Source organism: Aeromonas sp. S13(2024), from assembly GCF_041402405.1.
In the GTDB taxonomy this organism is placed as follows: Bacteria; Pseudomonadota; Gammaproteobacteria; order Enterobacterales; family Aeromonadaceae; genus Aeromonas; species Aeromonas veronii.
Genome location: NZ_JBGLRA010000011.1, coordinates 97,734 through 120,022, shown reverse-complemented (window position 1 = coordinate 120,022; position 22,289 = coordinate 97,734). Strand labels below are relative to the sequence as shown.

Below are 22,289 nucleotides of genomic sequence, written 5' to 3'. Positions count from 1 at the left end.
CATCCCAAAACAGGAGGAAAGCAACCATGAATTCCTGGCTACGCGGCCTGCTCTACACCTTCGCCTTCCTGCTGCTGTTTGTCTGGGTTGCCCTCGGCCTGTTCGACGCCGAGCGCGCCAAAGGCCCCATCGCCAGCTGGATCAGCCAGCAGACCGGCGTGCCGGTCACCATAGGGCGACTGGTGTTCAACCCGCTGCACCCCTACACCCTGCTGGCTGAGCAGGTACGTTACGGCGATGCGGTCTCCCTCGACAAGATCTATCTGGAGATCGAGAGCATCGACTGGCTGAGCCGCGACGTGCGCATCGCCCATCTCGATCTCATTCGTCCCGCCATCAAGCTGCCGCTGCCCAACCAGCTGCCGAACCTGCCGGTGCACTCCCTCACCATCAGTGACAGCACAATCGATCGCCTCAGTCTGGAGAGCAGCGAGCTGACCCTGCGCGGCCTCAATGCCACCCTGAGCGACTGGGAGCTGATCGACCCGAAACGGCAGCCACAGGCCAACCTGAGCCTCAATATCGGCCAGCTGGAGACCCCGCAATTCACCTTCGCCCGCCTCAACCTGCAAGGACGGCTGGAAGGAGAAGTGCTGCGCACCGACAAGCTGGTGACCAACCTGTTTGACGGTCTGCTGGAGACCGGCATGGTGCTGGACTGGCCCGCTCGCACCCTGCAACTGCACGATCTCAAAGCGCGCGGCATGCGGGTAGAGCTGGGTGACCTGACACAGCAAGGCTTCCCGCAGCGCTTCCCGTTGCAAAGCGTGTCGCTGGATCGCGGTCAGCTGGACGGCGTCAGCCTCAACGACATCAATCAGGAGCTCTCCTTCAACAACTTCAGCGGCCAGCTCACCGCCTTCAACTGGCAGGCGGGCAGCCAGCCCACCGGCTATCTGAGCGGCACCCTGGGCGACATGGGCCGTGGTCTGTTCCAGCTGGAGGAGATCAAGGGCAAGCTCGCCTTCTCGCCCCAGCAGATCGACGCCGAACTGCAGGGCAAGGCCTATGAAGGGGCGTTCAATGTCGAGCTCTCCCTCGATAGCCAGCAGCAGAAGCTGACCCTGAAAGACGTGGCGCTGAGCGGCATGGATATCAGCCTGCCGCAGGGTTGGTGGCAGGATTGGCAGAGCTGGCGCCCGCAGCAGGTCGATATCCGCAAGCTGGCGTTCGACAAGCTCAAGGTGCTCTCCTTCGACGATACCCTGCCCCTGTCGCTGACCGGCTGGCAGCTCTATCTGAGCGATCTCGCCCTGCGCGATAACCAACCCGGCCCGCTGCTCGGCCGTGCCCGCATAGAAAGCAAGTGGTTCGAGCTGGTGTGGGATGGCCTCAGCGCCCGCAACGGCGAGCTGGATGGGGACCTGACCCCCAGCTCCTGGCAGCTGGGCAAGCTCACCAGCTCGCTGCCGGATGAGGGCACTCTCAGCCTGAGTGGCCAGTGGGGCCGCGAACCGGGCCAGAGCAGCCGCCTGCAGTTGCAGGCAACCAAGCTGGATCTGCAGCAATGGGGCAAGATATTCCACTCCCCTGTCTCGTTCGCTGGCAAGGCGGACGTGAGCGCCGATCTGCAAGCCGAACAGGGCAAAACGGCGGGCGAATGGCGCCAGACCCTGCAGGGGAGCTTTGCCCTCGATGCCGACGAGCCGTTCTGGGACAAGGTGAAGATAGATCCGCTGCTGGATGAGTGGTTCAAGGGGGCGACCCCGCCCACCCTGACGCCGGATCAGCTATGGCAGGCGATGCAGGAGGGTGATACCCCCTTCTACCGCATCAAGCTGCAGGGCAAGATCGACAAGGGGCAACTACAAGTCGAGCAGGCTGGCGCCTCCACCATCACCCATCTGCTGGCGCTGCAAGGGGGGATCGATCTGGTCAACGAGCAGTGGCAGCTGGATCTGGGGATCCTCAATGGCAACCGCTGCGCCGAGCTGCTCGGCCAGTGGCGCGGGCCGCTGACGGAACCCACACTGGCCTGGAGCTTCCCGCAGAAGCAGGACGCCTGCGGCTGGGAAGTGGGAGTACGCTATCCGCCGCAAGGCAACAGCGCCCCGCTCTGGCGACCGGCTCCCGCAACGAAAGCCCAAAACCAGGCCCAAGTGCAGACCCAAACCGGGCAGACAAGCGACAGCCAGCAAGGGTAAAAACAGACAAGGCCTCATGATGAGGCCTTGTAGTTTGATGGAGAAACGACGCGGTTACTGGCCCGGACGGCGGGGCGGCTGCACCACGTAGTGGCCGCAGAACTCCGCCGCCAGCTTGCTGCCGCTGAACAGCTGGATCTTGAGGCTGAAGGTGGCAGGCTCCCCCCGTTTGAGTGGCTGCAGCACGGCGGGCATCCCCTCGCGGGCCACCCGCGCCTCGGGCTCCTCATCGACCGGGCCATGATATTTGATGGTGCTCTCGGCCAGCACCGGCTCGCCCACCAGCCCCTCCTCTTTAAGCTGCAACCAGATCAACCCCCAGCCTGCCAGCACGCACTGGCTGTAGACACTGCCGGCGAACATGCTGCCATGCACGTTGAAATTGGCCGCCAGATTGGCCTTGAGATGGAAGGTCTGGCCGTCGTAGTGGCTGATGTGCATCCCCATCTTCTCGCTGATGGGCACCCCGCGCGACCAACGGGTGGTGAGGTCCTGACACCACTCCGGCCGGTACTGGATAGTCTGCAACGGGCTCAGGGATTTGATCATCTGGCGATGGGGAATCCGGCCAAAGGAGACTGGGCCGCCCCCCACTTCGAGAAAGCCGCACTTGCGATAGAACTCCACCGCTTCCTGACGGGCGTTCATCACCAGCCGTTTCACCTTCTCGCTGCGGGCCAGCTGCTCGAGGTCCTCCACCATTTTGGCGCCCAGCCCCTGGCCGCGATATTCGGGCCGCAGCGCCATAAAGCGGATCTGCGCCTCGTCACCGCCGATAAAGAGGCGGCCCACCGCGATGGGAGTGCCATCGGGTGCCAGCATCAGCCGGTGAATGGCGACCGTGTCGTATTCGTCCCGCTCGGAACCGACGGGCAGATTGAAGGGCTTACGCAGAAGTTCCCAGCGCAACTGGTAGTAGGCATCCAGCTCGGCGACTGTCTGAGGGGTGACTACCCGGTACATAGTTTCATCCTTGAGTTACACTGGTCGGAAACCATCTTGCCGTGCAAATTCATGGACTTCAATCTGCAAGCGTACCAAGCCGATCACTTGTTGCACCTCAGCGTCAAACCCCAGCGCCGCCTCACGGTACAGGAAAATAGCCACCACCGCTGGCTGGAGATAGATGGCGTGGTGCAATCCGCCATGTCGCTCGCCGACCCCGCGACCCTCTGTCTGCCCCATCAGCGGGTCATCGCCTGCCTGCTACCGGAGCGGGCTGAGCAAATCCTCGAACTGGGGCTGGGTGGCGGCGATCTCACCCGCCATCTGAGTCAGCGCTGGCCCGATGCTCGCCACGAGTGCGTTGACCTCGACGAAGAGGTGCTGACCGTTTATCAGCAGTTTTTCCAGCATCAGGCGCACGATGGGCAAGCCGTTCCGACACTCCATCAGGCCGATGCCCTCGCCTTTCTCGAGCAGAGCGAGCAGCAGTACGACCTCATCCTGCTCGATCTCTTCAGTCAGGATGGCAACCCGCTGCTGCTGTTTCAGGAGCGGCTCTACCGGGCGCTGGCTCCCCGCCTCTGCGGCCCCCTGGTGATCAACCTGCTGCCGCGCACAGAACTGGAGCTAACCCACGCCCTGACGCTGATCGAACAGTGGATTGGCCCCGCTACCCCCTATCCGGTTGCGGGGCTTATCAACGTGATCGTCCACGTCACACCGCGGGACGAGACATCCTCAGACCTGTAGCCAGAAGGTAACCGGGCCGTCGTTGACCAGCGCCACCTTCATGTCGGCGGCAAAACGCCCGGTTGCGGTCGGGATGCCGCTGGCAGCAGCCTTCGCCACGAAGTAGTCATAGAGGCGTTCGGCCTCGCTCGGGTGGGCACCGCAGGAGAAGCTGGGGCGCATCCCGCTCTTGGTATCGGCCGCCAGGGTAAACTGGGAGACCACCAGCAGGCTGCCGCCGACCTGACCGACATTGAGGTTCATCTTGCCATTCTCGTCACTGAAGACCCGATAGCCGCTCACCTTGTGCAGCAGTTTGTCGGCCTTGGCCTCGTCATCCCCCTGCTCTACTCCGAGCAGTACCAGCAATCCCTGACCGATGGCGCCGGTCACCTCCCCCTCGACAGTCACGCTGGCCTCGCTGACCCGCTGAATCAGTGCAATCACATCCCTCTCCTCTCAAAACAGAACGACCGCCCCGGCTCGATTGCAGGGGCGGTCGTCGATGCTACCAATAAACCGGTGGCCAAGGCGATGGCTTAGCCAAGCTCCTCGCTCGCCGGCTTCTCGTACTCACCGAGGCAGGCTGTGGTCTCCGCACCGAGCAGCACCACCAGCCAACTTAAATAGACCCAGACAAACAGAATCGGGATGGTGGCCAGCGCACCGTAGATGGCCTGATAGGAGGGGAAGTTGGTGATATAGATGGCAAAGCCGCGCTTGGCCAGCTCGAACAGGGTCGCCGCTACCAGCGCACCGATAAAGGCGTGGATCAGCCGCACCTTGCAGTTCGGCACCACGGTATAGACCAGCAGGAAGGTGAGCACCGAGAAGAGGAACGGCAAACCGCGCAACAGCAGATAACCGATGCCGAACAGGCTCTCGGCGCCAAACAGCCGCAGCGAGAAGATATAGGAGGAGATGGCGATACTGGCCCCGATAAGCACAGGCCCCAGGGTCAGGATCATCCAGTACATGGCAAAGGCCTGCGCCAGCGGGCGGCCCTGGGTCGAGCGCCAGATGTAGTTGAGGTTCTTGTCGATGGCGGAGATCAGCATCAACGCCACCACCACCAGCGCCCCAATCCCCACAGCAGTGGTGTTGGTGGCATTGGCGACGAAGCCGTCGATGTACTCCTTGAGCATATCGCCCGCGGTCGGCACGAAGTTGTGGTAGACGAACTGCTCCATCGCCTGCTTGAGGCTCTGGAACACCGGGAAGGCGGACATCATGCCAAAGACCACGGCGATCATCGGCACCAGCGAAAGCAGGGTGACATAGGCCAGATAACCGGCGGTGACCGTCAATCTGTCCTGCTGGAAACGGCCCCAGACAAACTGGGCAAAGTGGCGACCATCATGGCGCAAGAAGGAGAGGGCGTGGGCCAAACGGCCGCTGACAGGCTGCTGCATCTTGATTCTCGTTAGCGTCATAGTGGCAATATTGTGTCAGAGGAGAGCGCTGTTTGACCACCTTTGCACCCGATTTGCCTCCATCTGCCCCAACCTGTCGCCCGGCTGGCGTCTCTGGCTGTCGCCAGAAGCAGAGATAAAAACGGCCCCGATAAAGGGGCCGTTTGCAACGCCGGATTACAGCATGTAGTCCGCGGGCAGCTCGATGCGGGCGACGCCGGAGGCCACCGCCGCCAGCGCCACGGCGCGGGCAACCCGCGGCAGCAGACGGGCATCCATCGGCTTGGGAATGACGTAATCCTTGCCGAAGGCCAGCTCGCTCACCCCGGCGGCGGTCAGCACCTCGGCCGGCACCGGCTCCTTGGCCAGCGCACGGATCGCCTCGACCGCGGCAATCTTCATGGCATCGTTGATGCGGCTGGCGCGGGCATCGAGGGCACCGCGGAAGATGAAGGGGAAACAGAGCACGTTGTTGATCTGGTTCGGGTAGTCGGAGCGACCGGTACCCATGATGAGGTCGCTGCGCACCGCGTGGGCCAGCGCCGGCTTGATCTCGGGATCCGGGTTGGAACAGGCGAAGATCACCGGATTGGGCGCCATCAGGGCGACCGCTTCGGCGGGCAACACGTCGGGGCCTGAAACACCGACAAACACATCCGCCCCTTCGATGACATCCATCAGGGTGCGCAGCGGGGTCTCGTTGGCGAAACGCTGCTTGTACTTGTTGAGATCGCTGCGGCCGGTGTGAATCACACCCTGACGATCCAGCATGAAGATGTTGTGCGCCCTGGCGCCACACTTGATCAGCAGATCCATGCAGGCGGTGGCGGCAGCCCCCGCCCCCATGCAGACGATGCGGCTGTCACTGATCTGCTTGCCCTGCACTTCCAGCGCATTGAGCAGACCGGCGGCGGTGACGATAGCGGTACCGTGCTGGTCATCGTGGAACACCGGAATGTCGCAGCGCGCGATCAGCGCCTCTTCAATCTCGAAACACTCCGGCGCCTTGATATCTTCCAGATTGATGCCACCGAAGGTATCGGCGATGGCCGCCACCGTGTCGATAAACTGCTGGCTGGTCTCGTGCTTCACCTCGATGTCGATAGCGTCGATACCGGCGAAGCGCTTGAACAGCAGGGCCTTGCCCTCCATCACCGGCTTGGAGGCCAGCGGCCCCAGATTACCCAGACCCAGAATGGCGGTGCCGTTGGAGATGACGGCCACCAGATTGCCCTTGCCGGTATAACGGTAGGCATCGGCCGGGTTGGCGGCGATCTCGCGCACCGGCTCGGCAACACCTGGGCTGTAGGCCAGCGCCAGATCGCGGGCGGTTTCGGCAGGCTTGGTCAGGGCGATGGCAATTTTGCCCGGTACGGGCAGGGCGTGGTAATCGAGTGCTTCTTGACGCAGATCGGACATGGGGGACCCCGATGTGGTTGGTGCAAATGAGGTGCCGACAGGGGACACACAGAAGGGCGGGGATCATAAAAGAAAGCGGTGGGCATGCCCAGCAGATCATGCTGCCGCTAGCCAGATCAGACCAGTTTTTTCAGCACCTTACCCCACCCACACCTACCACTTTAGTTATAGATTCTGCTGCGTGGGATAAAAATGGAGCAAAAAGGGCGGCAAATTGGCCTTGCCGCCCTTTCTGTCAGTGCTGTAGACCTGACTCAGTTGCCCAGATAGACCGGCAACAGATTTGCCATCGACAGGAAGTGGAACAGCGCGGTCGCCAATCCGAACAGGATCAGCAGCCAGGCCATCAGCTTGCCGCCTGGGGTGACGAAATGGGGGGTGACTTCGCCCCGCTCGGCCCGCGCCCGGGTCCGCAGCACCAGCAATGCCGGGATGATGCAGGTCCAGATGGTTGCGGCGGCACCGGCATAGCCGATGGCCAGCAGGAAGCCGAACGGGAAGAGCAGGGAGAGCACCAACGGCGGCAGGAAGGTGACCGCCCAGGTCTTGCAGCGACCGGCGCGGCTGTTGTCGAACTTGAACAGATCAGCCAGATAGTCGAACACCCCGAGCCCCACTCCGATAAAGGAGGAGAGGATGGCCGCCATGGAGAAGCCGTTGATTGCGCTGGCCACCTTCTCCGATTCAATGACCCCTGAAAGCGCGGAGAGCAGCACACTCACGTCACCCCCCTTGGCAATCACCGGAGCAAAATCCTGACGGGGCAGGTTGCCGAAGATCCCCAACAGCCAGAGCACGTAGAGCGCCAGCGCGATCAGGGTTCCCCCCAGAATGGCCCATCTAGCCTGCTGCTCGTTCTGGTAGTAGGCACGCAGGGAGGCCACCGAGTGGTGATAGCCGAACGAGGTGAGCGCCACCGGCAGCATCGCCATGGCATAGGGAGCGTAGCGGCTCTCGCTGCCCGCCAGATCGAGCAGGGTCGGCAGCTTGATACTGCCGAGCAGACCGGCCACACCGAGGGCGAAGCTGAGGATCATAAAGGCGATCAGCACCACAGAAATGCGGTCAACGGCGCGGGTAGAGTGCCACACCACCGCAGAGAAGAGCGCCACGAACAGCACGGATGCAAGCTTGCTGTCGATCCCCAGAATGCCCTGCAGGATGGCACCGGAGGAGGTGATATAGGCGTAGAGCAGTATGCCGCCAACAAAGTAGACCGAGAGGTTGTTGAGGAGATTGAGCTTCTCCCCCAGCAGCTCGCGAGTCACGGTATTGAAGGAGACCCGCATATCGTGGTGCTGGAAGGATTCCAGCAACATCCAGCCGGAGAGGGTCATCATCACCATGGTGACGGTCAGCGCCAGCACCGACCAGAGGGTCCAGGCCCCCGCCCCCGAACTCGGCAGACCGAGCATGCCGGCTCCCACGCAGACGCTGGCAATGATGCAGGCGCCCCCCAAAATTGACGGTTTTTTCTTCATAATCCCTTCTTTTTCTGACTGATTATCTATCCGCGGTAAACAAGACCGCGGCATGATGCCAGCCTTTGCCATGAGACGCCTACCACTATCTGCCATAACCGGGCATGGCCGCCGCATAAAAAGTGCCCCGAACGGGGCACTCTATCAGCGGGGATGGTGTGAATAGGGGTTAATCCATCACCGGGATACCTGCCCTCGCCTCAGCCTGACGGGCGATGGCCTCGGTCATCCCCTGAAAGATAAAGAGGTGGAACGGCAGCATGGCAAGCCAGTAGGCCAGCCCCCAGGCGCCCTGCGGGTGCCAGTGAGCGGTGACCCGGATGCGGGTCAACCCGGACTCCTCCGGCAGGATGTTGAACTCCAGCCGCCCGACGCCCGGGGCCTTCATGTTGAACAACAGATCGAGCCTGCGCCCCTCATCCACCCCGAGGATCTGCCAAGAGTCGAGCATGTCACCCTTCACGAAGCGATCGGGATTGGTGCGACCACGAGTGCGGGCCGGGCCGCCAATCAGGTGATCCATCCATTCGCGCACCACCCACAGCTGGTTCATGTAGAAGTAGCGCTGCTCACCCCCCAGCTGCTGCAAAACCTGCCACACCACCTCGGGCGAGGCGAGACAGATGGCCTCGCCGCTGGCGGTGCGGTCGTAGAAGCCATATTCGGGATGGCGCCAGCGCAGGCCAAGCGGCGTCTCCTGCCCCTGCTGTTCGGCACCCAGCTTCTGCTCCAGCGCCAGACTCTCCGCCAGCGCCTCGTCGAAGCTGAGCAGGGTCTGTGGCAGCAGGGCACGCAGCGGACCATCGTCGGCCGGGATATCGTGCTTGAGGCCCCCCACCAGCGCCTTGGCTACCGGTTGCGGCACAGAGGTGACAAACTGCAGCCACCAGGCGGAGAGGCGCGGGCTCAGAAACGGGATGGGAATGATGGGGCAGCGCTTGCCGATATGGGCGGCGAACTTCTGCAACTGCTGTTGATAGCTGAGCAGCTCGGGGCCGACCGCGTTGAAGATGCGCCCATCCACCTCGTCTGCCTCTACCAGCCCGCCCAGATAGTGCAACAGGTTGGACAGCGCAATCGGCGGCGTGCGCGAGCGCACCCATTTCGGCGTCACCATCATCGGCAGGTTGAACACCAGATCCCGCATCACCTCGAACGCCGCCGAACCGGGCCCGATGATGATGCCGGCGCGCAGCTCAACCGTCGGCACGCCAGATTCGCGAAACAACTCGCCACAATGGCGGCGGGAGTTGAGATGGCGGCTGTTGCACTGCTCGGGCTGGATTGCCCCGAGATAGATGATGCGGCGCACCCCGGCGGCGCGGGCAGCGGCAGCGAAGTTCTTCACCCCCTGCTGCTCCAACCGGTGAAAATCGGCCCCCGCCCCCATGGCATGCACCAGATAGAAGACGGTATCGATGCCCGCCAGCGCAGGCAGCAAGGTGATCGGCTTGAGGCTGTCGGCGAGGCGAAACTCGACTCCCTCAGGCAAGCGGCAGGGACGGCGCGCCCCGGCAATCACCCTGTAGCCCAGCGTTTGCAGGTGGGGCACCAGATAGGAACCGATATAGCCTGCCGCCCCCATCACCAGACAATTTCTCATGTAATTCTCCCTATCCTCACCGATGCCGCTTGTCAGCCAGAGTGCGCAGCGCTACCTGAAAATGTTCAACTAGAGCGCCACTATCCAGTCTCTTGCCATCCTGCCACGCCGCCACCTTGCAACCTAGTACTAACCACCTCCCTGATTAGTCCGATTTGGTGTTAAGCCCTGTGCATTAAGTGGTCGATAACTGACCAAATGTATAGCGCCGAGGGCGATCATATGCGCATCGATCACTACGACCTCCAGGGGGAGGTGCAATATCGGCAACAACAGGCCCAGAACCGCAAGGTGCGCAACCTCGGGCCCGTGCCACCCGTCGTCAATCCACCGGAAGGCAACAACGCGGCAGTGGCCGGCGAACGCAGCAGCACCCTGACCCTCACCAGCGCCCTGACGCTGCAAACCGCGAGGCAATCAGCCGCCAGCAAGCAAGCTGCAACACCTCCCACCCCGCCCGCAGGGGAAGTCGGCAAAGAGCAGGATGGCATTCCCGACGATGGACTGGATAACCGCCAGCGGCTGATCAAGCTGATGATTGAGGCGATGCTGGGCCACGAGATCGAGCTGCCCAAGCCGATCAAACCCTCCGAAGAGGGAGGCGATGGAGTGACCCAAGGAGATGCCGCTGCTCAAGCCGCCGAGCCAGATCAACTGGTGGAGGTGACTGACACCCTGCTGCAACAGGAGCAGCTCAACGTGGTGGCATCGGCCAGCGTAGCGACTCGGGATGGTCAGACTATTCAGCTCGATCTCGGCTTTGTGCTCGACTGGCGCCAGCTGGAGGTAAGCCAGCGGCGCACCACCCTCAATGCCCTCAAGGATCCGCTGGTGCTCAGTCTGGATGGCAAGATTGCCGATCTGACCGAGGCACGGGTCACTTTCGATATTGATCAGGATGGCAAAGAGGATAGCCTGCCGGGCTTGAGTGAAGGGAGCGGCTTTGTGGCGCTGGATCGCAATGGCAACGGCACCATAGACGATGGGGGCGAGCTGTTTGGTGCTCGCTCCGGCAATGGCTTCGGCGAGTTGGCCACCCTGGATGAGGATGGCAACGGGGTGCTGGATGAGGGGGATAGCCAGTTTTCAGCGCTGCAGTTCTGGCATCCGGAGCACGCACCTATCGCGCTGGTCGAACTGGGGATCGGCGCCATCCTGCTGCGCCCCCTCGACACCCCCTTCAACCATCTGGGGGAGAGCGGCAATCAGGGGGTGCTGCGCCAATCCGGCCTCTATCTCACCGAACAGGGTAAAGGAGGCTGGGTGCAGCAGATCGATCTGCGGGTCTGAGCCTTGAAATGAAATCACCCGTCGGTCGCTGACGATAACTGCCAGCGACCGGCGCCGGTACCACCATCAACTCAGCTCGGTGGGGTCGATATCCAGACTCCAGCGCACCCTTTTGGTCTCGGGCCAGCCTTCCAGCTCCTTCACCGCCCAATCCAGCAGTTGGGCCAGCGGTGCCCGGTTCGGCCCCTGCACCAGCAACTGCATGCGGAACTTGCCCGCCTTACGCTCCATAAAGCCGCTGATGGGCCCCAGCACCTGAACGTGGGGATAACGGGCGCTGCGCAGGGTATCGGCGAGGCGAGAGAGGAACAGTTGCACCTCGTCGCGGCCGTTGGCCTCGGCGCGGAACAGCCCCTGATAGCTGAACGGCGGTAGCCCCAACAGGCGGCGCTCTTTCAGCGCCGTGTCGGCGAAGTGGCCGTAACCGTTCTGGGTCAAATCCTGCAGCAGGGCATGTTCCGGATGGTGGCTCTGCAGCACTACCAACCCGGGTTTGCTGGCGCGACCGGCACGGCCCGCCACCTGGGTGTAGAGCTGGGCCAGCTTCTCGGCGGCGCGAAAATCGGCGCTGAACAGGGCGCCATCCACATCCAGCAGACCCACTAGCGTCACGTCCGGAAAGTGGTGGCCCTTGGCCAGCATCTGGGTGCCGATCAGGATCTTGTACTTGCCCGCCTTGATGTCGCCGAGATGGGTCTCCAGCTCCCCCTTGCGGCGGGTGTTGTCCCGATCGATGCGTACTACCGGATATTGCGGGAAAACCGTGGTGAGCAGCTGCTCCAGCTGCTCGGTGCCCACTCCCGATCCAATCAGCTCGTTGCTGCCACACTCGGGGCAGTGGTGGGGCAGCGGGCGCACGCTGTCACAGTGGTGGCAGTGCAGCCGTCGTCCGGCCTGATGCCAGGTGTACCAGGCATCGCAACGCTCACAAGCGGCGCTCCAGCCACACTGGTGACAGATCAGGGCCGGGGCATAGCCACGGCGGTTGAGAAACAGCATCACCTGATTGCCCGCCGCCAGATGCTCCGCCATCAGCTGCTCCAGCTGGGGCGAGAGCCCGGCCTGCAACCGCACGTTCTTGATATCCAGGATCACCTGACGGGCGGTCTGGGCGTTACCGGCGCGCCGCGTCAGGCTGAGGTGGTGATACTTGCCGGTGCGGGCGTTGTGCAGCGTCTCCAGCGACGGGGTGGCCGAGCCAAGCAGGATGGGGATACCGGCACGATGAGCCCGCATCACCGCCAGATCCCGCGCGTGGTAGCGAAAACCGTCCTGCTGCTTGAAGGAGCCGTCGTGCTCCTCGTCAATGATGATGATGCCGAGGTTGTGAAACGGGGTGAACACCGCGGAGCGGGTACCGATCAGGATGGCGGCGCCGCCGTCGCGACAGGCGAGCCAGGCGTCGAGCCGCTCCCTGTCGTTCATGGCGGAGTTCATCGCTACCACAGGCACGTTGAAGCGGCGCCGGAAGCGGTTGATGGTCTGCGGGGTCAGACCGATCTCCGGTACCATCACCAGCGCCTGCTTGCCCGCCTTGAGCAACGGCTCGAGGATGCTTAAATACACCTCGGTTTTGCCGGAACCTGTGATGCCATCCAGCAGGAAGGCGCCGAACTTGTCGCTCTGGCTGGTAACGGCAGAGACGGCCAATGCCTGCTCGCCGTTGAGGCGCAGCCCCTCCCCCGGCTCGAAGCGGGCAGCCCAATCGCCGTCGTGGCTCGGCTCCAGCGAACGCTTCTCCAGCAGCCCCTTCTTCTCCAGCGCGGTGAGAGCTGCGCTCTGGATCTCCTCCTGCTTGAGGGCAGAAGGTGTCTGCGGCCCCTTGCGCAGCAAGGCGAGCGCTTGCTGCTGCTTGGCCGCCCGCTTGAGCTCGTTAAGGTCGATGGCCATGCCGGCCTCGGTAGCAAACCAGAACTCCAGCTCCCGATAGGCGGCTGGCTCCCCCTTGCGCACCAGCACTGGCAGGGCGTGAGGCAACACCTCACCCAGCGGATGCTGGTAGTAGCTGGCGCTCCAGTTCATCAGCGCCAGAATATCCGGCCCCAGCACCGGCGTCGCATCGAGTACGCGCTTGATGGGCTTGAGCTTGTTGCGGGGCACCTGGCTGTCGACCGGATGTTCCACCACCAGCCCAACCAGGGTCTGGGGACCGAAAGGGATCTCGACCCGGCAACCGGGGGCAGGTAACGGCAGGGGAGAGAGATAGTCGAAGTGACGGCGTAACGGTACCGGGACAGCGACACGAACCAGATCCAGCGTTTGGGAAGAATTCACCAGGGGTTGCCTATTTTTTCTGCGAAGCCACTTGCCTGATCTCAGGCATTTCCTATATTATTCGCAGCCTTTGAAACTGTGTTCAACAATCGTGTGGTGTCCGACAAGAGATCGGATGGCGACACGGCCTATTAATTGAGGTTGTCCATGAAAGCTGGTATCCATCCTGACTACGTAGCCATCACCGCCAAGTGCTCTTGCGGTAACGTCATCAACACTTTCTCTACCATCGGTAAAGATCTGAACCTGGACGTGTGCTCCGAGTGCCACCCGTTCTACACCGGCAAGCAGAAAGAAGTTTCTAGCGGCGGCCGCGTAGACAAGTTCAACAAGCGTTTCGGTGCGATGACCACCAAGAAGTAATTTTACTTCTGAAGAATTCTGAAAAAGGCGCCCATCGGGCGCCTTTTTTACGATCCCTGTTTTTCTTCCTTCTGTCCCGTCCTGAATATGGTTTACCCCTTTCCCGCAGCCAGATGCACTCGCCCCTACTGGCCAAACCCTTTGGAACGACGCAAATAGACATACCCCTCACCCGGGCTGCCCCAGCGCGGACTCCCTGCGTTGTCATAGGCGCGATCCAGCAATCTGACGCTATCGGGGCCAATCCAGATATGCTGCACCAGCGTCGTGGCACCACCAAAATCGGTGGAGCAATGGCCCACCCGGGTATGACCGGCATATTCGCCGGAGGGGGTACGGGTCAGCCAGATCTCGCAACCGTGGCGCAAGGAGAGCTGCTGCGGGGTCAGACTGTCGAGCAGGGCGGGATCATGCCAGGCACCGGCAAAATCTGTGGCACGGGGCATGGTCAGTTCGGCCATCAGGATCCGCCCGTCAGGGGCAGGTGAGAAGCGATAGATGCGCTGGCGGAAAGGACGGACGGAGCGCATGCTCAGATACTGCTCGGCATAGACCCAGCGATAGCCCTGATAGCCGGGCCAAATCTCCATCAGGCGCAGCTCGGCACTGGTAAAGCGGCTGTCGTAACTGGCCTGCTCCCGGCTCGTAAAGGCCCCGTTGAACCAGCTGAGTAGCGGCTCCATGCCGGGCTTGAGTGGGGTAGCCTGAGGCGCCGAACCTGCCAACACCAGACAGGAACAGAGCAGCCCGAATACGGCCACCAGCAACTTTGCCATCGAATCCTTCCGAATCATCATAGTGGCGGCGATTATATGAGCGAATTACCCCAATAACAGCCATTACGATCAAATCATTGCCACTCTGGTGCAAAAACCTCACAAGGATGCCAGTCCGCTCACTAAACCCGATATTTTGCCACTGCCTTGTTGAGCAGCTGGGCCTGCTCGTTGAGACCCTCGCTGGATCTCGCATTTTCCTCTGCCATGATGCTCGACTCCTGGGCGATGTCGCGGATGTTGTTGACGTTGCGGTTCACCTCGTTGGCCACCAGACTCTGCTGTTCGATGGCTGCCGCAATCTGGGTGCTCATGTCCATGATGTTGGTAACATCCTGAGTGATCTGCCCCAGCAACTCCCCTGCGGTACTGGCCTGATCCGAGCTGCGGTTGCCCTGCTCGCGGCAGGTTGCCATCACCTCGACGATGCTGCCGGTCTGTTTCTGCAGCGAGCTGATGATGCCGGCGATCTCCTGGGTCGATTTTTGGGTACGGATGGCCAGATTGCGCACCTCATCGGCCACCACCGCAAAACCACGTCCCTGATCCCCTGCCCGAGCTGCTTCGATGGCTGCGTTGAGGGCCAGCAGGTTGGTCTGCTCGGCAATGCCGCGGATCACATCGAGCACGGAGCCGATGGTCTCGCTCTCTTTTTGCAGCTGGCTTACCTCGCGGGATGAACTCTCCAGATTGCCTGCCAGCGAGCGGATCTGCTCGACAGTATTCTCGACCGCAGTCCGCCCCTCCATCGCCTTGTTGTTGGTCGCCTGCGCATTGTTGGCCGCCTGCTCGGTGTTGCGGGCGATCTCTTCGATGGTGGAGCCCATCTCTGTGGACGCGGTCGCCACCATGTCGGTCTCCTGCAGCTGGCGCGCCGCCCCTTCGCTGGTGCGTTTGACGTTGGCCGAGAGGTGATCCGCCGCTTCGGTCAGGGTGTGCACGCTCTGCTTCACATCGCCAATCAGGTTGCGAAACCCGCCCAGCATCACGTCGAGATTGCCTGCCAGCTGGGCCATTTCATCTGCCCCGCGCAGCTCTATCTTCAGGCGCAGGTCATTATCCTGGCGAATGCGGTTGACGGTATCATTCACCTGAGTAATGGGACGGTCGATGCTGCGCCCCAGCAACACGCTCATGATGCCGATCAGCACCACAATCACCCCGCCACAGACCAGCATCAGGCTGTTGAGGCGAGCGCTCTGCCGCTCCAGCTCAGCGACAATGTGCTGATCGACGGCGGCAAACCCCTGTTCGGTCTGATGCACCAGATCCCGCATCTGGTTGCGCAGCCCCTCATCCTCTTTCAGCCCCAGTACCTGCATCCCCTGCACCAGCGCCACAAAGTCCTGCCGGTACTGCTTGCTGGCCTGCTCCAACCTGCCGCGATCCCCCTCCGGCAAAGTGGCAAGGCTATCCTGAAAACTCTTGTGCAAGGTCTCGAAACGCTCCAGATACTGGATATCGGAACGCAGCATGAAGTCTTTCTCCGCCCGCCTCAGTTGCAGCATGGTGATGAGCAGCCCCTGCTGATCCAGCTGCTTGAGCCCATTCTCCACCTCATGCACCGCCGCCCTCAGCTTGCCATAGAGCCCCTCCTCAGGCCCCAGACCAATCTTCTGCTGCTGGGCCACCAGATCATTGAAGGCTTTGCCATAACCGCTGATCTGCTGATCCAGTCTGGTCAGCTCCCCCTCGACGGCCGCCAGATTGTCATCAGTCACCAGCTCCCGGTTGTGCTGATGAAAATCTGACAGCCCCTGATTGAAGCGCTCGACGAAGGTCATATCCTTGCGGATCAGAAAATCCTTCTCGGCCCGCCGCAGGTTGAGCATGGCGATCTCCAGCTGATCGATATTGCGCTGGGCTTCGGTCAGGTGACGGTGCACCTGGCTGGAGTAGATAAACAGGCCGCTCAGTACCAGCATGGCAACGGCAACCAGCACGGTATTCAGGATCAACTTATGACGGATAAGCACGATAGACCTCTCGCAAACAGGCAGTGAACTGCATTGAGCTTATGCAGAAAAGCGGCGACAGGTGATCTGTGCAAGGAATATTCATTGAAATGCCACACCCACTCCTTATACTGGTTGCACCTGTTTCCAGCCGTGGATTTGACACTATGGAATACAATACTTCTGAACTGTGCGACATCTATCAGGACATGGTGGATGTGCTTGAACCCATGCTCTGCTCCTTCGGCGGCCGCGCCTCTTTCGGCGGCGTCATCACCACCGTCAAATGCTTCGAATCGAATGGCCTGATCCGTGAACTCGTCAAAGAGAACGGACTGGGACGCGTCTTGCTGATCGATGGCGGTGGCTCCATGCGCCGCGCTCTGATCGACAGCGACATCGCCACAACAGCAGCAGAGAACGATTGGGAAGGGATTGTCTGCTACGGCTGCGTCCGCGAAGTCGATATTCTGGAAGATCTGGATATCGGCATTCAGGCACTGGCAGCCATTCCGGTCGGTGCCGACAGCAAGGATGTAGGGGAGACCGATCTGCCGGTCAACTTCGGTGGCGTGACCTTCCTGCCTGACGACCACCTCTACGCCGATACCACAGGGGTGATCCTCTCCCCCGAGGCACTCGATATCGAGTAAGCCACAGACAGCGTGACGACGGGAGCCTTGGCTCCCGTTTTTTATGTCTGCAACTTGCTGAAAAATGACCAAAAAAGAGGGCCAGATAAACTGGCCCTTAACTGGAAGCAATGTGAGCAATGTCGTGCCTTCACAAGAAGTCCATCACGTTGGAACGAATGAAGTCTTTCCCGGAAAACAAGTTAACAATAATCATTCTCATTTAACTAGGCAAGCGCTATTTGCAGAAAGTGCAAAAAAATTGACCACCGCGAAGGGTGGTCAATCTGGTCAGGCTTGCCGGGTGGCCGTTTGCAGGCTGGATAATCCGGCCTCGCCCACCAGCTTGCGGCTGAGGTAGCGCAACAAGACACCGTAGAGCGGCACAAACAAACCAAGGCTTATCAGCAACTTGAATACGTAATCGACGGTTGCGATCTCGACCCAGTGCTCTGCCATGAAAGGATCTGTGGTGCGCCAGAAGGCCACACTGAAGAAAGCGATGGTATCGACCAGATTACCGAACAGGGTGGAGGCCGCAGGTGCAATCCACCACTGCTTGAGCAGACGCAGCCGGTTGAACACCACCACATCCATGAACTGCCCTACCAGATAGGCCATAAAGCTGGCCAGCGCGATACGCGCTACGAACAGGTTGAACTCGGCCAGATGACCAACGCCCTGGAAGCTCCCTTCGAAGAAGAGTACTGAGAGCGCATAGGAGACCGCCAGTGCTGGCAGCATCACGGTCTGGATAATCTTGCGTGCCAGACCGGCACCGAAGATCCGCACCGTCAGGTCAGTGGCGAGGAAGATAAACGGGAAGCTGAACGCCCCCCAAGTGGTGTGGAAGCCAAACACAGTGATCGGCAGCTGCACCAGATAGTTGCTGCTGGCAATGATCAGGATGTGGAACAACGACAGGCGAACGAGCGCCGTTTGGTACTGCGCAGGGGTCAGATTCATCTTGTGACCTTTTTGGTTAATGGGGTTAGGGAACCCATATCGCCACCATTGGCGATAATCGAGGGGCGAAATTATACGCCCCCAAACCGATAGTTCAATCTTTATGCGATTACGCTTGTCCAGGTTGGCCAGCCGCAGAGCTGGCCTTGTGGGCGATAGTCACGCCTTGTGCTGTCTGGCGAGCCAGAGCAGTGCCTCCCGATCCGCCGGGCGCACCGCCTCCAGCCAGCAGCCGCTGTAGTGTTCATACTCCAGCCGAAACTGGCTCCCTTCAAACGCCAGCAACCAGCTATGGCGATCGGCCCCCGCATCCTGCTCGAGCGGCTGCAGCTCCCACTCTCGCAGCAAGGCCTGCGCCAACAGCGGGAACGTGTCCCAGTCGAGTGCCGGACAATCCAGCGTCACTACGCCAGCTTCGCTATCTACCTGTTTGATTTGCCAACTCATGCCCTGTCTCTCAGCTACTGCAGGAGAGCTCACCACAGCAATACCATGCCGGTGTCGGGGTGGCGAGATCCTCATATTCGGGTTGTTCATCAAAGGGGCGCTGCAAGGCGGCGAACAGCCGCTCGAACGGCTGCATATCCCCTGCGTCGGCGGCGTCTATCACCTGCTGGGCCAGCGCATTGCGCAGCACATACTTGGGATTGATGGCATCCATCTGCGCCTTGCGCACGGCATCCTCGCTGCCTTCGCGCATTAGCCGCGCCCGATAGCGCTCCAGCCACGCCTGCCAAACACCAGGTTCAGGCAACAGGGCCAGCAGAGACGCAGGCCACGCCCCCTCTTGCGTCACCTCACCGAGACGGCGAAGGAACAGGTGGTAATCCACCTTGTGGGCCGCCAGCAACCGGAACAGCTCGCGGAACAGAGCCGGATCATCCTCCTCCCACACCGCCAACCCTAGTTTGGCCCGCATCAGTTCGGAGTAGTGCAACATCAGCTGCTGCTCGTACTGGGCCAACGCTGCAGCCAGCGCATCACCGTCTACATGGCCAGCCAGCGCCTGCGCCAGTTTTTGCAGATTCCAGTAACCGACCGCGGGCTGCTGATCCAGCGCGTAGCGGCCCGCAGGGTCCGAGTGGTTGCAGACAAAATCGGGCACGTAGGCATCGATAAAGCCGTAGGGGCCATAATCCAGCGTCAGGCCGAGCAGCGACATGTTGTCGGTATTCATTACCCCGTGACAGAAGCCCGCCGCCTGCCATTTGGCAATCAACCGCGCGGTGCGGCGCACTACCTCGGCAAACAGTTCGGCACCACTCTCCAGTTCGGGGAAGTGGTGGCGCAGCAGATAGTCGATGAGTGGCGGGATCTTCTCCCCCTGCCCGCTCCAGGCGAAATACTCGATATGACCGAAGCGCAGATGGCTGGGGGCGGTGCGCAGCACAGTCGCCCCGGTCTCCACCTGCTCGCGATAAACGGGCTCCTGACTCCCCACCAATACCAGCGCCCGCGTGGTCGGGATGCCGAGGGCATGGAGCGCCTCGGAGGCGAGATACTCGCGAATGCTGGAGCGCAGCACGGCGCGACCGTCACCAAAGCGGGAAAACGGCGTCTTTCCTGCCCCCTTCAGGTGCAGATCCCAACACTGACCATCCGGCGCCTGCTGCTCACCCAGCAACAGCGCGCGACCATCACCAAGCCGCGGGCTATAACCCCCGAACTGATGGCCGGCATAGACCTGAGCTACCGGCTGCATGCCTGGCAGCACTTTTCCCTCGCCACAACAGGCGATCCAGTCAGCCTCGCTGACGCCTCCCAGCCCCAACTCATCCAGCAAAGCCCGGTTGAGATGAAGCAACTGGGGTTGCTGCAGCGGCTGGGGGGCCACTGGTTCACAGGCCCAGGGCAACTCGGTCGCAAAAGTGTTGATCAACTTCATGGTTGTGCCATTCGTCCCTGCGTATGCTCGTGTCACTCTTTATACTGCCGTCAGCCATGCTTGTGCTCACTGGCAACCATCATTTTTCAATTCAAGGAGAAGAAGATGCAAAAATGGGTATATGCCCTGCCCTTGCTGGCACTGGCGTGGGGTCATCAGGCCAAGGCTGCAGATATCGAGGCAGGCAAGGCCAAGGCGGCGGTCTGTGCCGCCTGTCACGGGGTGGAAGGCAAGGCGATGATCCCCAACTATCCCCATCTGGCGGGTCAGAATGCCGCCTATCTGGTGAAACAGTTGAAAGCCTTCAAGGATGGCACTCGCAAAGAGCCCTTGATGGACCCCTTCATGGCGCCGCTGACAGATGCGGATATCGACAATCTGGCGGCCTTCTACGCCAGCCTGAAATAACCTCGCGTCTGACCCCAGGTTCTTCCGAGCCGCGCTTACCGTGGTCGATTAGGCTGCCTAATCGACCCTAGCGACGGCAGTAGTCGATGATCAGATCCATAAAGGCTTCGCCAAAGCGCTCCAGCTTGCGGTGCCCGACACCGTTGATAGCCAGCATCTCGTCTTCGGTCATCGGCATCAGCTGAGCCATCTCCACCAGGGTCGCATCGTTGAACACCACGTAGGGCGGCACCTCTTCATCCTCGGCAATCTGCTTGCGCAGGCCGCGCAACGCCTTGAACAACCGCTTGTCATAGTTGGCATTGTCGAGCAGGCCGTTGCGCTTCTCCTTGCGGCTGGAGATGGGCTGCAGGCGGGGTACCGCCAGTTCCAGCTTCACATCGCCACGCAGTACCGGACGGGCCGCTTCGGTCAACTGCAGCACCAGATTGCGAGTGATGTTCTGAGTCAGCAGCCCCTTGTGGATCAGCTGGCGGATCACGCTCATCCAGTATTCGTGGCTCTGATCCTTGCCGATGCCATAGGTCGAGAGCTTGTCATGGCCGTGATCCTTGATGCGCTGGTTGAGGGAACCGCGCAGCACCTCCACCACATAACCCACCCCGAAATTCTGCCCCACCCGCCAGACGCAGGAGAGCGCCTTCTGGGCATCTTCGGTGCCGTCATAGCTCTTGGGCGGATCGAGACAGATATCGCAGTTGCCGCACGGCTTGTCGTTGTACTCGCCAAAGTAGTTGAGCAGCACCTGGCGGCGACAGGTCTGCGCCTCGGCAAACGCCGCCATCACGTTGAGCTTGTACTGCTCCACCTGCAACTGCTGCGGGTTCTCGATGTTGTCGAGCAGGCGGCGCACCCGACCGATATCGGCGGGATCGTAGAGCAGCAGCGCCTCGGCGGGGGTGCCATCGCGCCCGGCGCGGCCGGTCTCCTGATAGTAGGATTCAATGTTCTTCGGAATGTCGTAGTGCACCACGAAGCGTACGTTGGGCTTGTCGATACCCATACCGAACGCCACCGTCGCCACCACTATCTCGATGTCATCCTTGAGGAAGGCATCCTGCGTCTGCTGGCGCTGTTCGAGCGGCAGCCCCGCATGATAGGGCGCGGCCTTGCAGCCGTGGCGGGATAGCCGCTCGGCCACCTCCTCCACCCGATTGCGACTGGAGCAGTAGACGATGCCGCAGTTGCCCTTCTGACTCTGCACATAACGCAACAACTGTTCGGCCGCCTTGAACTTCTCCACCAGGCTGTAGCGGATATTGGGGCGATCGAAGCTGGCAGTGTGGATGAAGGGATCGTTCAGCTCTAGGCGGTGCAGCATGTCGCTGCGGGTCGCCTCGTCGGCGGTGGCGGTCAGCGCCACCACAGGCACCTGCGGGAACCACTGTTTGAGCCGCCCCAGCGCCGCATACTCAGGCCGGAAATCGTGGCCCCACTGGGAGACACAGTGCGCCTCATCGATGGCGAACAGCCCGAGCGGCAGCTCGGCCAGCCGATCCATAAACTCGTGCTGCAACAGTCGCTCGGGGGAGACATAGACCAGCTTGATCTCGCCGCGGCGCATGGCGGCAAAGTTCTGGATCATCTCCTCCCGGCTCAGGGCCGAGTTGATGTAGACCGCCGCCACACCGTTGGCGCGCAGGCTGTCGACCTGATCCTTCATCAGCGAAATAAGGGGAGAAACCACCACCCCGAGCCCGGGCCGCAGCAGTGCCGGGATCTGATAGCAGAGCGACTTGCCGCCGCCAGTGGGCTTGAGCACCAGCGCATCGCGCCCCGCGACGATCTGCTCGATGATTTCGAGCTGACCCGGCCGAAACTGCTGATAGCCGAAGACCGTCTGCAGCAGGGCAAGCGGACTCTCTGGCTGAGGATCTGGCAGGGTTTCGGCAATCGCGGTCATGGGCTCTCCTTTGGGGTCGCCATTCTAAAGCAGCCGCCGCCCACAATAAACCTGCCATTGCGACTGTTAAGGAACTGTTGCAGACTGGCTGGAGTTTTTACTCG

At 61.3% G+C, this 22,289-nt stretch carries 19 protein-coding genes; 6 read left to right on the top strand and 13 right to left on the bottom strand.

What is annotated here, in order from left to right:
- The first annotated feature begins 26 nt into the window (after positions 1-26).
- Positions 27-2,144 (top strand): AsmA family protein, encoded by a 2,118-nt coding sequence (locus tag ACB042_RS14980; protein WP_371178659.1) that lies wholly within the window; start codon positions 27-29, stop codon positions 2,142-2,144.
- A gap of 54 nt (positions 2,145-2,198) precedes the next feature.
- On the opposite strand, the gene ACB042_RS14975 is transcribed toward ACB042_RS14980, so the two are convergent.
- On the bottom strand, positions 2,199-3,107 hold the full coding sequence (locus ACB042_RS14975; RefSeq protein ID WP_069527624.1) for a bifunctional GNAT family N-acetyltransferase/hotdog fold thioesterase: 909 nt from the start codon (positions 3,105-3,107) through the stop codon (positions 2,199-2,201).
- 51 nt (positions 3,108-3,158) lie between these two features.
- Here ACB042_RS14975 and ACB042_RS14970 point away from each other — a divergent pair, with 51 nt between their 5' ends.
- A complete protein-coding gene (locus ACB042_RS14970; protein WP_371178672.1) occupies positions 3,159-3,839 on the top strand; it encodes a spermidine synthase in 681 nt (226 codons plus the stop codon).
- On the opposite strand, the gene dtd is transcribed toward ACB042_RS14970, so the two are convergent.
- The 5 genes from dtd to ACB042_RS14945 all read right to left on the bottom strand — a co-directional run bounded on the left by dtd (position 3,828) and on the right by ACB042_RS14945 (position 9,733).
- Complete coding sequence (dtd, locus tag ACB042_RS14965) at positions 3,828-4,265, bottom strand: D-aminoacyl-tRNA deacylase (RefSeq protein WP_113740154.1); 438 nt, start codon at positions 4,263-4,265, stop codon at positions 3,828-3,830. The genes ACB042_RS14970 and dtd overlap by 12 nt on opposite strands.
- Positions 4,266-4,357: 92 nt before the next feature.
- On the bottom strand, positions 4,358-5,230 hold the full coding sequence (locus ACB042_RS14960; RefSeq protein ID WP_005340664.1) for a virulence factor BrkB family protein: 873 nt from the start codon (positions 5,228-5,230) through the stop codon (positions 4,358-4,360).
- Positions 5,231-5,407: 177 nt separating this feature from the next.
- Positions 5,408-6,649 (bottom strand): malic enzyme-like NAD(P)-binding protein, encoded by a 1,242-nt coding sequence (locus tag ACB042_RS14955; protein WP_064339161.1) that lies wholly within the window; start codon positions 6,647-6,649, stop codon positions 5,408-5,410.
- A 254-nt stretch (positions 6,650-6,903) separates the two neighbouring features.
- Complete coding sequence (locus ACB042_RS14950; RefSeq protein WP_005355439.1) at positions 6,904-8,130, bottom strand: aromatic amino acid transporter; 1,227 nt, start codon at positions 8,128-8,130, stop codon at positions 6,904-6,906.
- Between the two features lie 169 nt (positions 8,131-8,299).
- Positions 8,300-9,733 carry a DUF2867 domain-containing protein gene (locus tag ACB042_RS14945; protein WP_199765764.1) on the bottom strand — a complete coding sequence of 478 codons (1,434 nt, stop codon included), beginning with the start codon at positions 9,731-9,733 and terminating at the stop codon, positions 8,300-8,302.
- A gap of 198 nt (positions 9,734-9,931) precedes the next feature.
- Between ACB042_RS14945 and ACB042_RS14940 the strand changes: the two genes are divergently transcribed.
- The gene (locus ACB042_RS14940; protein ID WP_371178658.1) at positions 9,932-11,023 is read left to right on the top strand and encodes a hypothetical protein; all 1,092 of its coding nucleotides are present in this window, start codon (positions 9,932-9,934) and stop codon (positions 11,021-11,023) included.
- Between the two features lie 66 nt (positions 11,024-11,089).
- Here ACB042_RS14940 and priA read toward each other — a convergent pair whose 3' ends face one another.
- On the bottom strand, positions 11,090-13,297 hold the full coding sequence (gene priA / locus ACB042_RS14935; protein WP_371178657.1) for a primosomal protein N': 2,208 nt from the start codon (positions 13,295-13,297) through the stop codon (positions 11,090-11,092).
- A 147-nt stretch (positions 13,298-13,444) separates the two neighbouring features.
- Between priA and rpmE the strand changes: the two genes are divergently transcribed.
- Positions 13,445-13,660: a 50S ribosomal protein L31 gene (rpmE, locus tag ACB042_RS14930; protein WP_005340673.1), complete on the top strand. Its 216-nt coding sequence runs from the start codon at positions 13,445-13,447 to the stop codon at positions 13,658-13,660.
- Between the two features lie 125 nt (positions 13,661-13,785).
- Here the strand turns inward: rpmE and ACB042_RS14925 are convergent, their stop codons facing one another.
- Both ACB042_RS14925 and ACB042_RS14920 read right to left on the bottom strand, forming a co-directional pair.
- Positions 13,786-14,436: a chromophore lyase CpcT/CpeT gene (locus ACB042_RS14925; protein WP_021230765.1), complete on the bottom strand. Its 651-nt coding sequence runs from the start codon at positions 14,434-14,436 to the stop codon at positions 13,786-13,788.
- A gap of 122 nt (positions 14,437-14,558) precedes the next feature.
- On the bottom strand, positions 14,559-16,412 hold the full coding sequence (locus tag ACB042_RS14920; protein ID WP_103250823.1) for a methyl-accepting chemotaxis protein: 1,854 nt from the start codon (positions 16,410-16,412) through the stop codon (positions 14,559-14,561).
- Between the two features lie 146 nt (positions 16,413-16,558).
- On the opposite strand from ACB042_RS14920, the gene rraA reads away from it, so the two are divergent.
- Positions 16,559-17,044, top strand: a complete 486-nt coding sequence (rraA, locus tag ACB042_RS14915) for a ribonuclease E activity regulator RraA (protein WP_005340678.1) — start codon at positions 16,559-16,561, stop codon at positions 17,042-17,044.
- 270 nt (positions 17,045-17,314) lie between these two features.
- Here rraA and ACB042_RS14910 read toward each other — a convergent pair whose 3' ends face one another.
- From ACB042_RS14910 to ACB042_RS14900, 3 genes are all read right to left on the bottom strand, one after another.
- Entirely contained in the window at positions 17,315-17,989 is a 675-nt protein-coding gene (locus ACB042_RS14910) for a 7-cyano-7-deazaguanine/7-aminomethyl-7-deazaguanine transporter (RefSeq protein ID WP_005340680.1), read from the bottom strand.
- Between the two features lie 159 nt (positions 17,990-18,148).
- Complete coding sequence (locus ACB042_RS14905; RefSeq protein ID WP_159157841.1) at positions 18,149-18,436, bottom strand: DUF3630 family protein; 288 nt, start codon at positions 18,434-18,436, stop codon at positions 18,149-18,151.
- A gap of 10 nt (positions 18,437-18,446) precedes the next feature.
- A complete protein-coding gene (locus tag ACB042_RS14900) occupies positions 18,447-19,874 on the bottom strand; it encodes a YdiU family protein (RefSeq protein WP_371178656.1) in 1,428 nt (475 codons plus the stop codon).
- 105 nt (positions 19,875-19,979) lie between these two features.
- Here ACB042_RS14900 and ACB042_RS14895 point away from each other — a divergent pair, with 105 nt between their 5' ends.
- Positions 19,980-20,282, top strand: coding sequence for a cytochrome c (locus ACB042_RS14895; protein WP_005340687.1), 303 nt, complete (start codon positions 19,980-19,982; stop codon positions 20,280-20,282).
- A 67-nt stretch (positions 20,283-20,349) separates the two neighbouring features.
- Here ACB042_RS14895 and recQ read toward each other — a convergent pair whose 3' ends face one another.
- A complete protein-coding gene (gene recQ, locus ACB042_RS14890; protein WP_371178655.1) occupies positions 20,350-22,185 on the bottom strand; it encodes an ATP-dependent DNA helicase RecQ in 1,836 nt (611 codons plus the stop codon).
- Between the last annotated feature and the right edge of the window lie 104 nt (positions 22,186-22,289).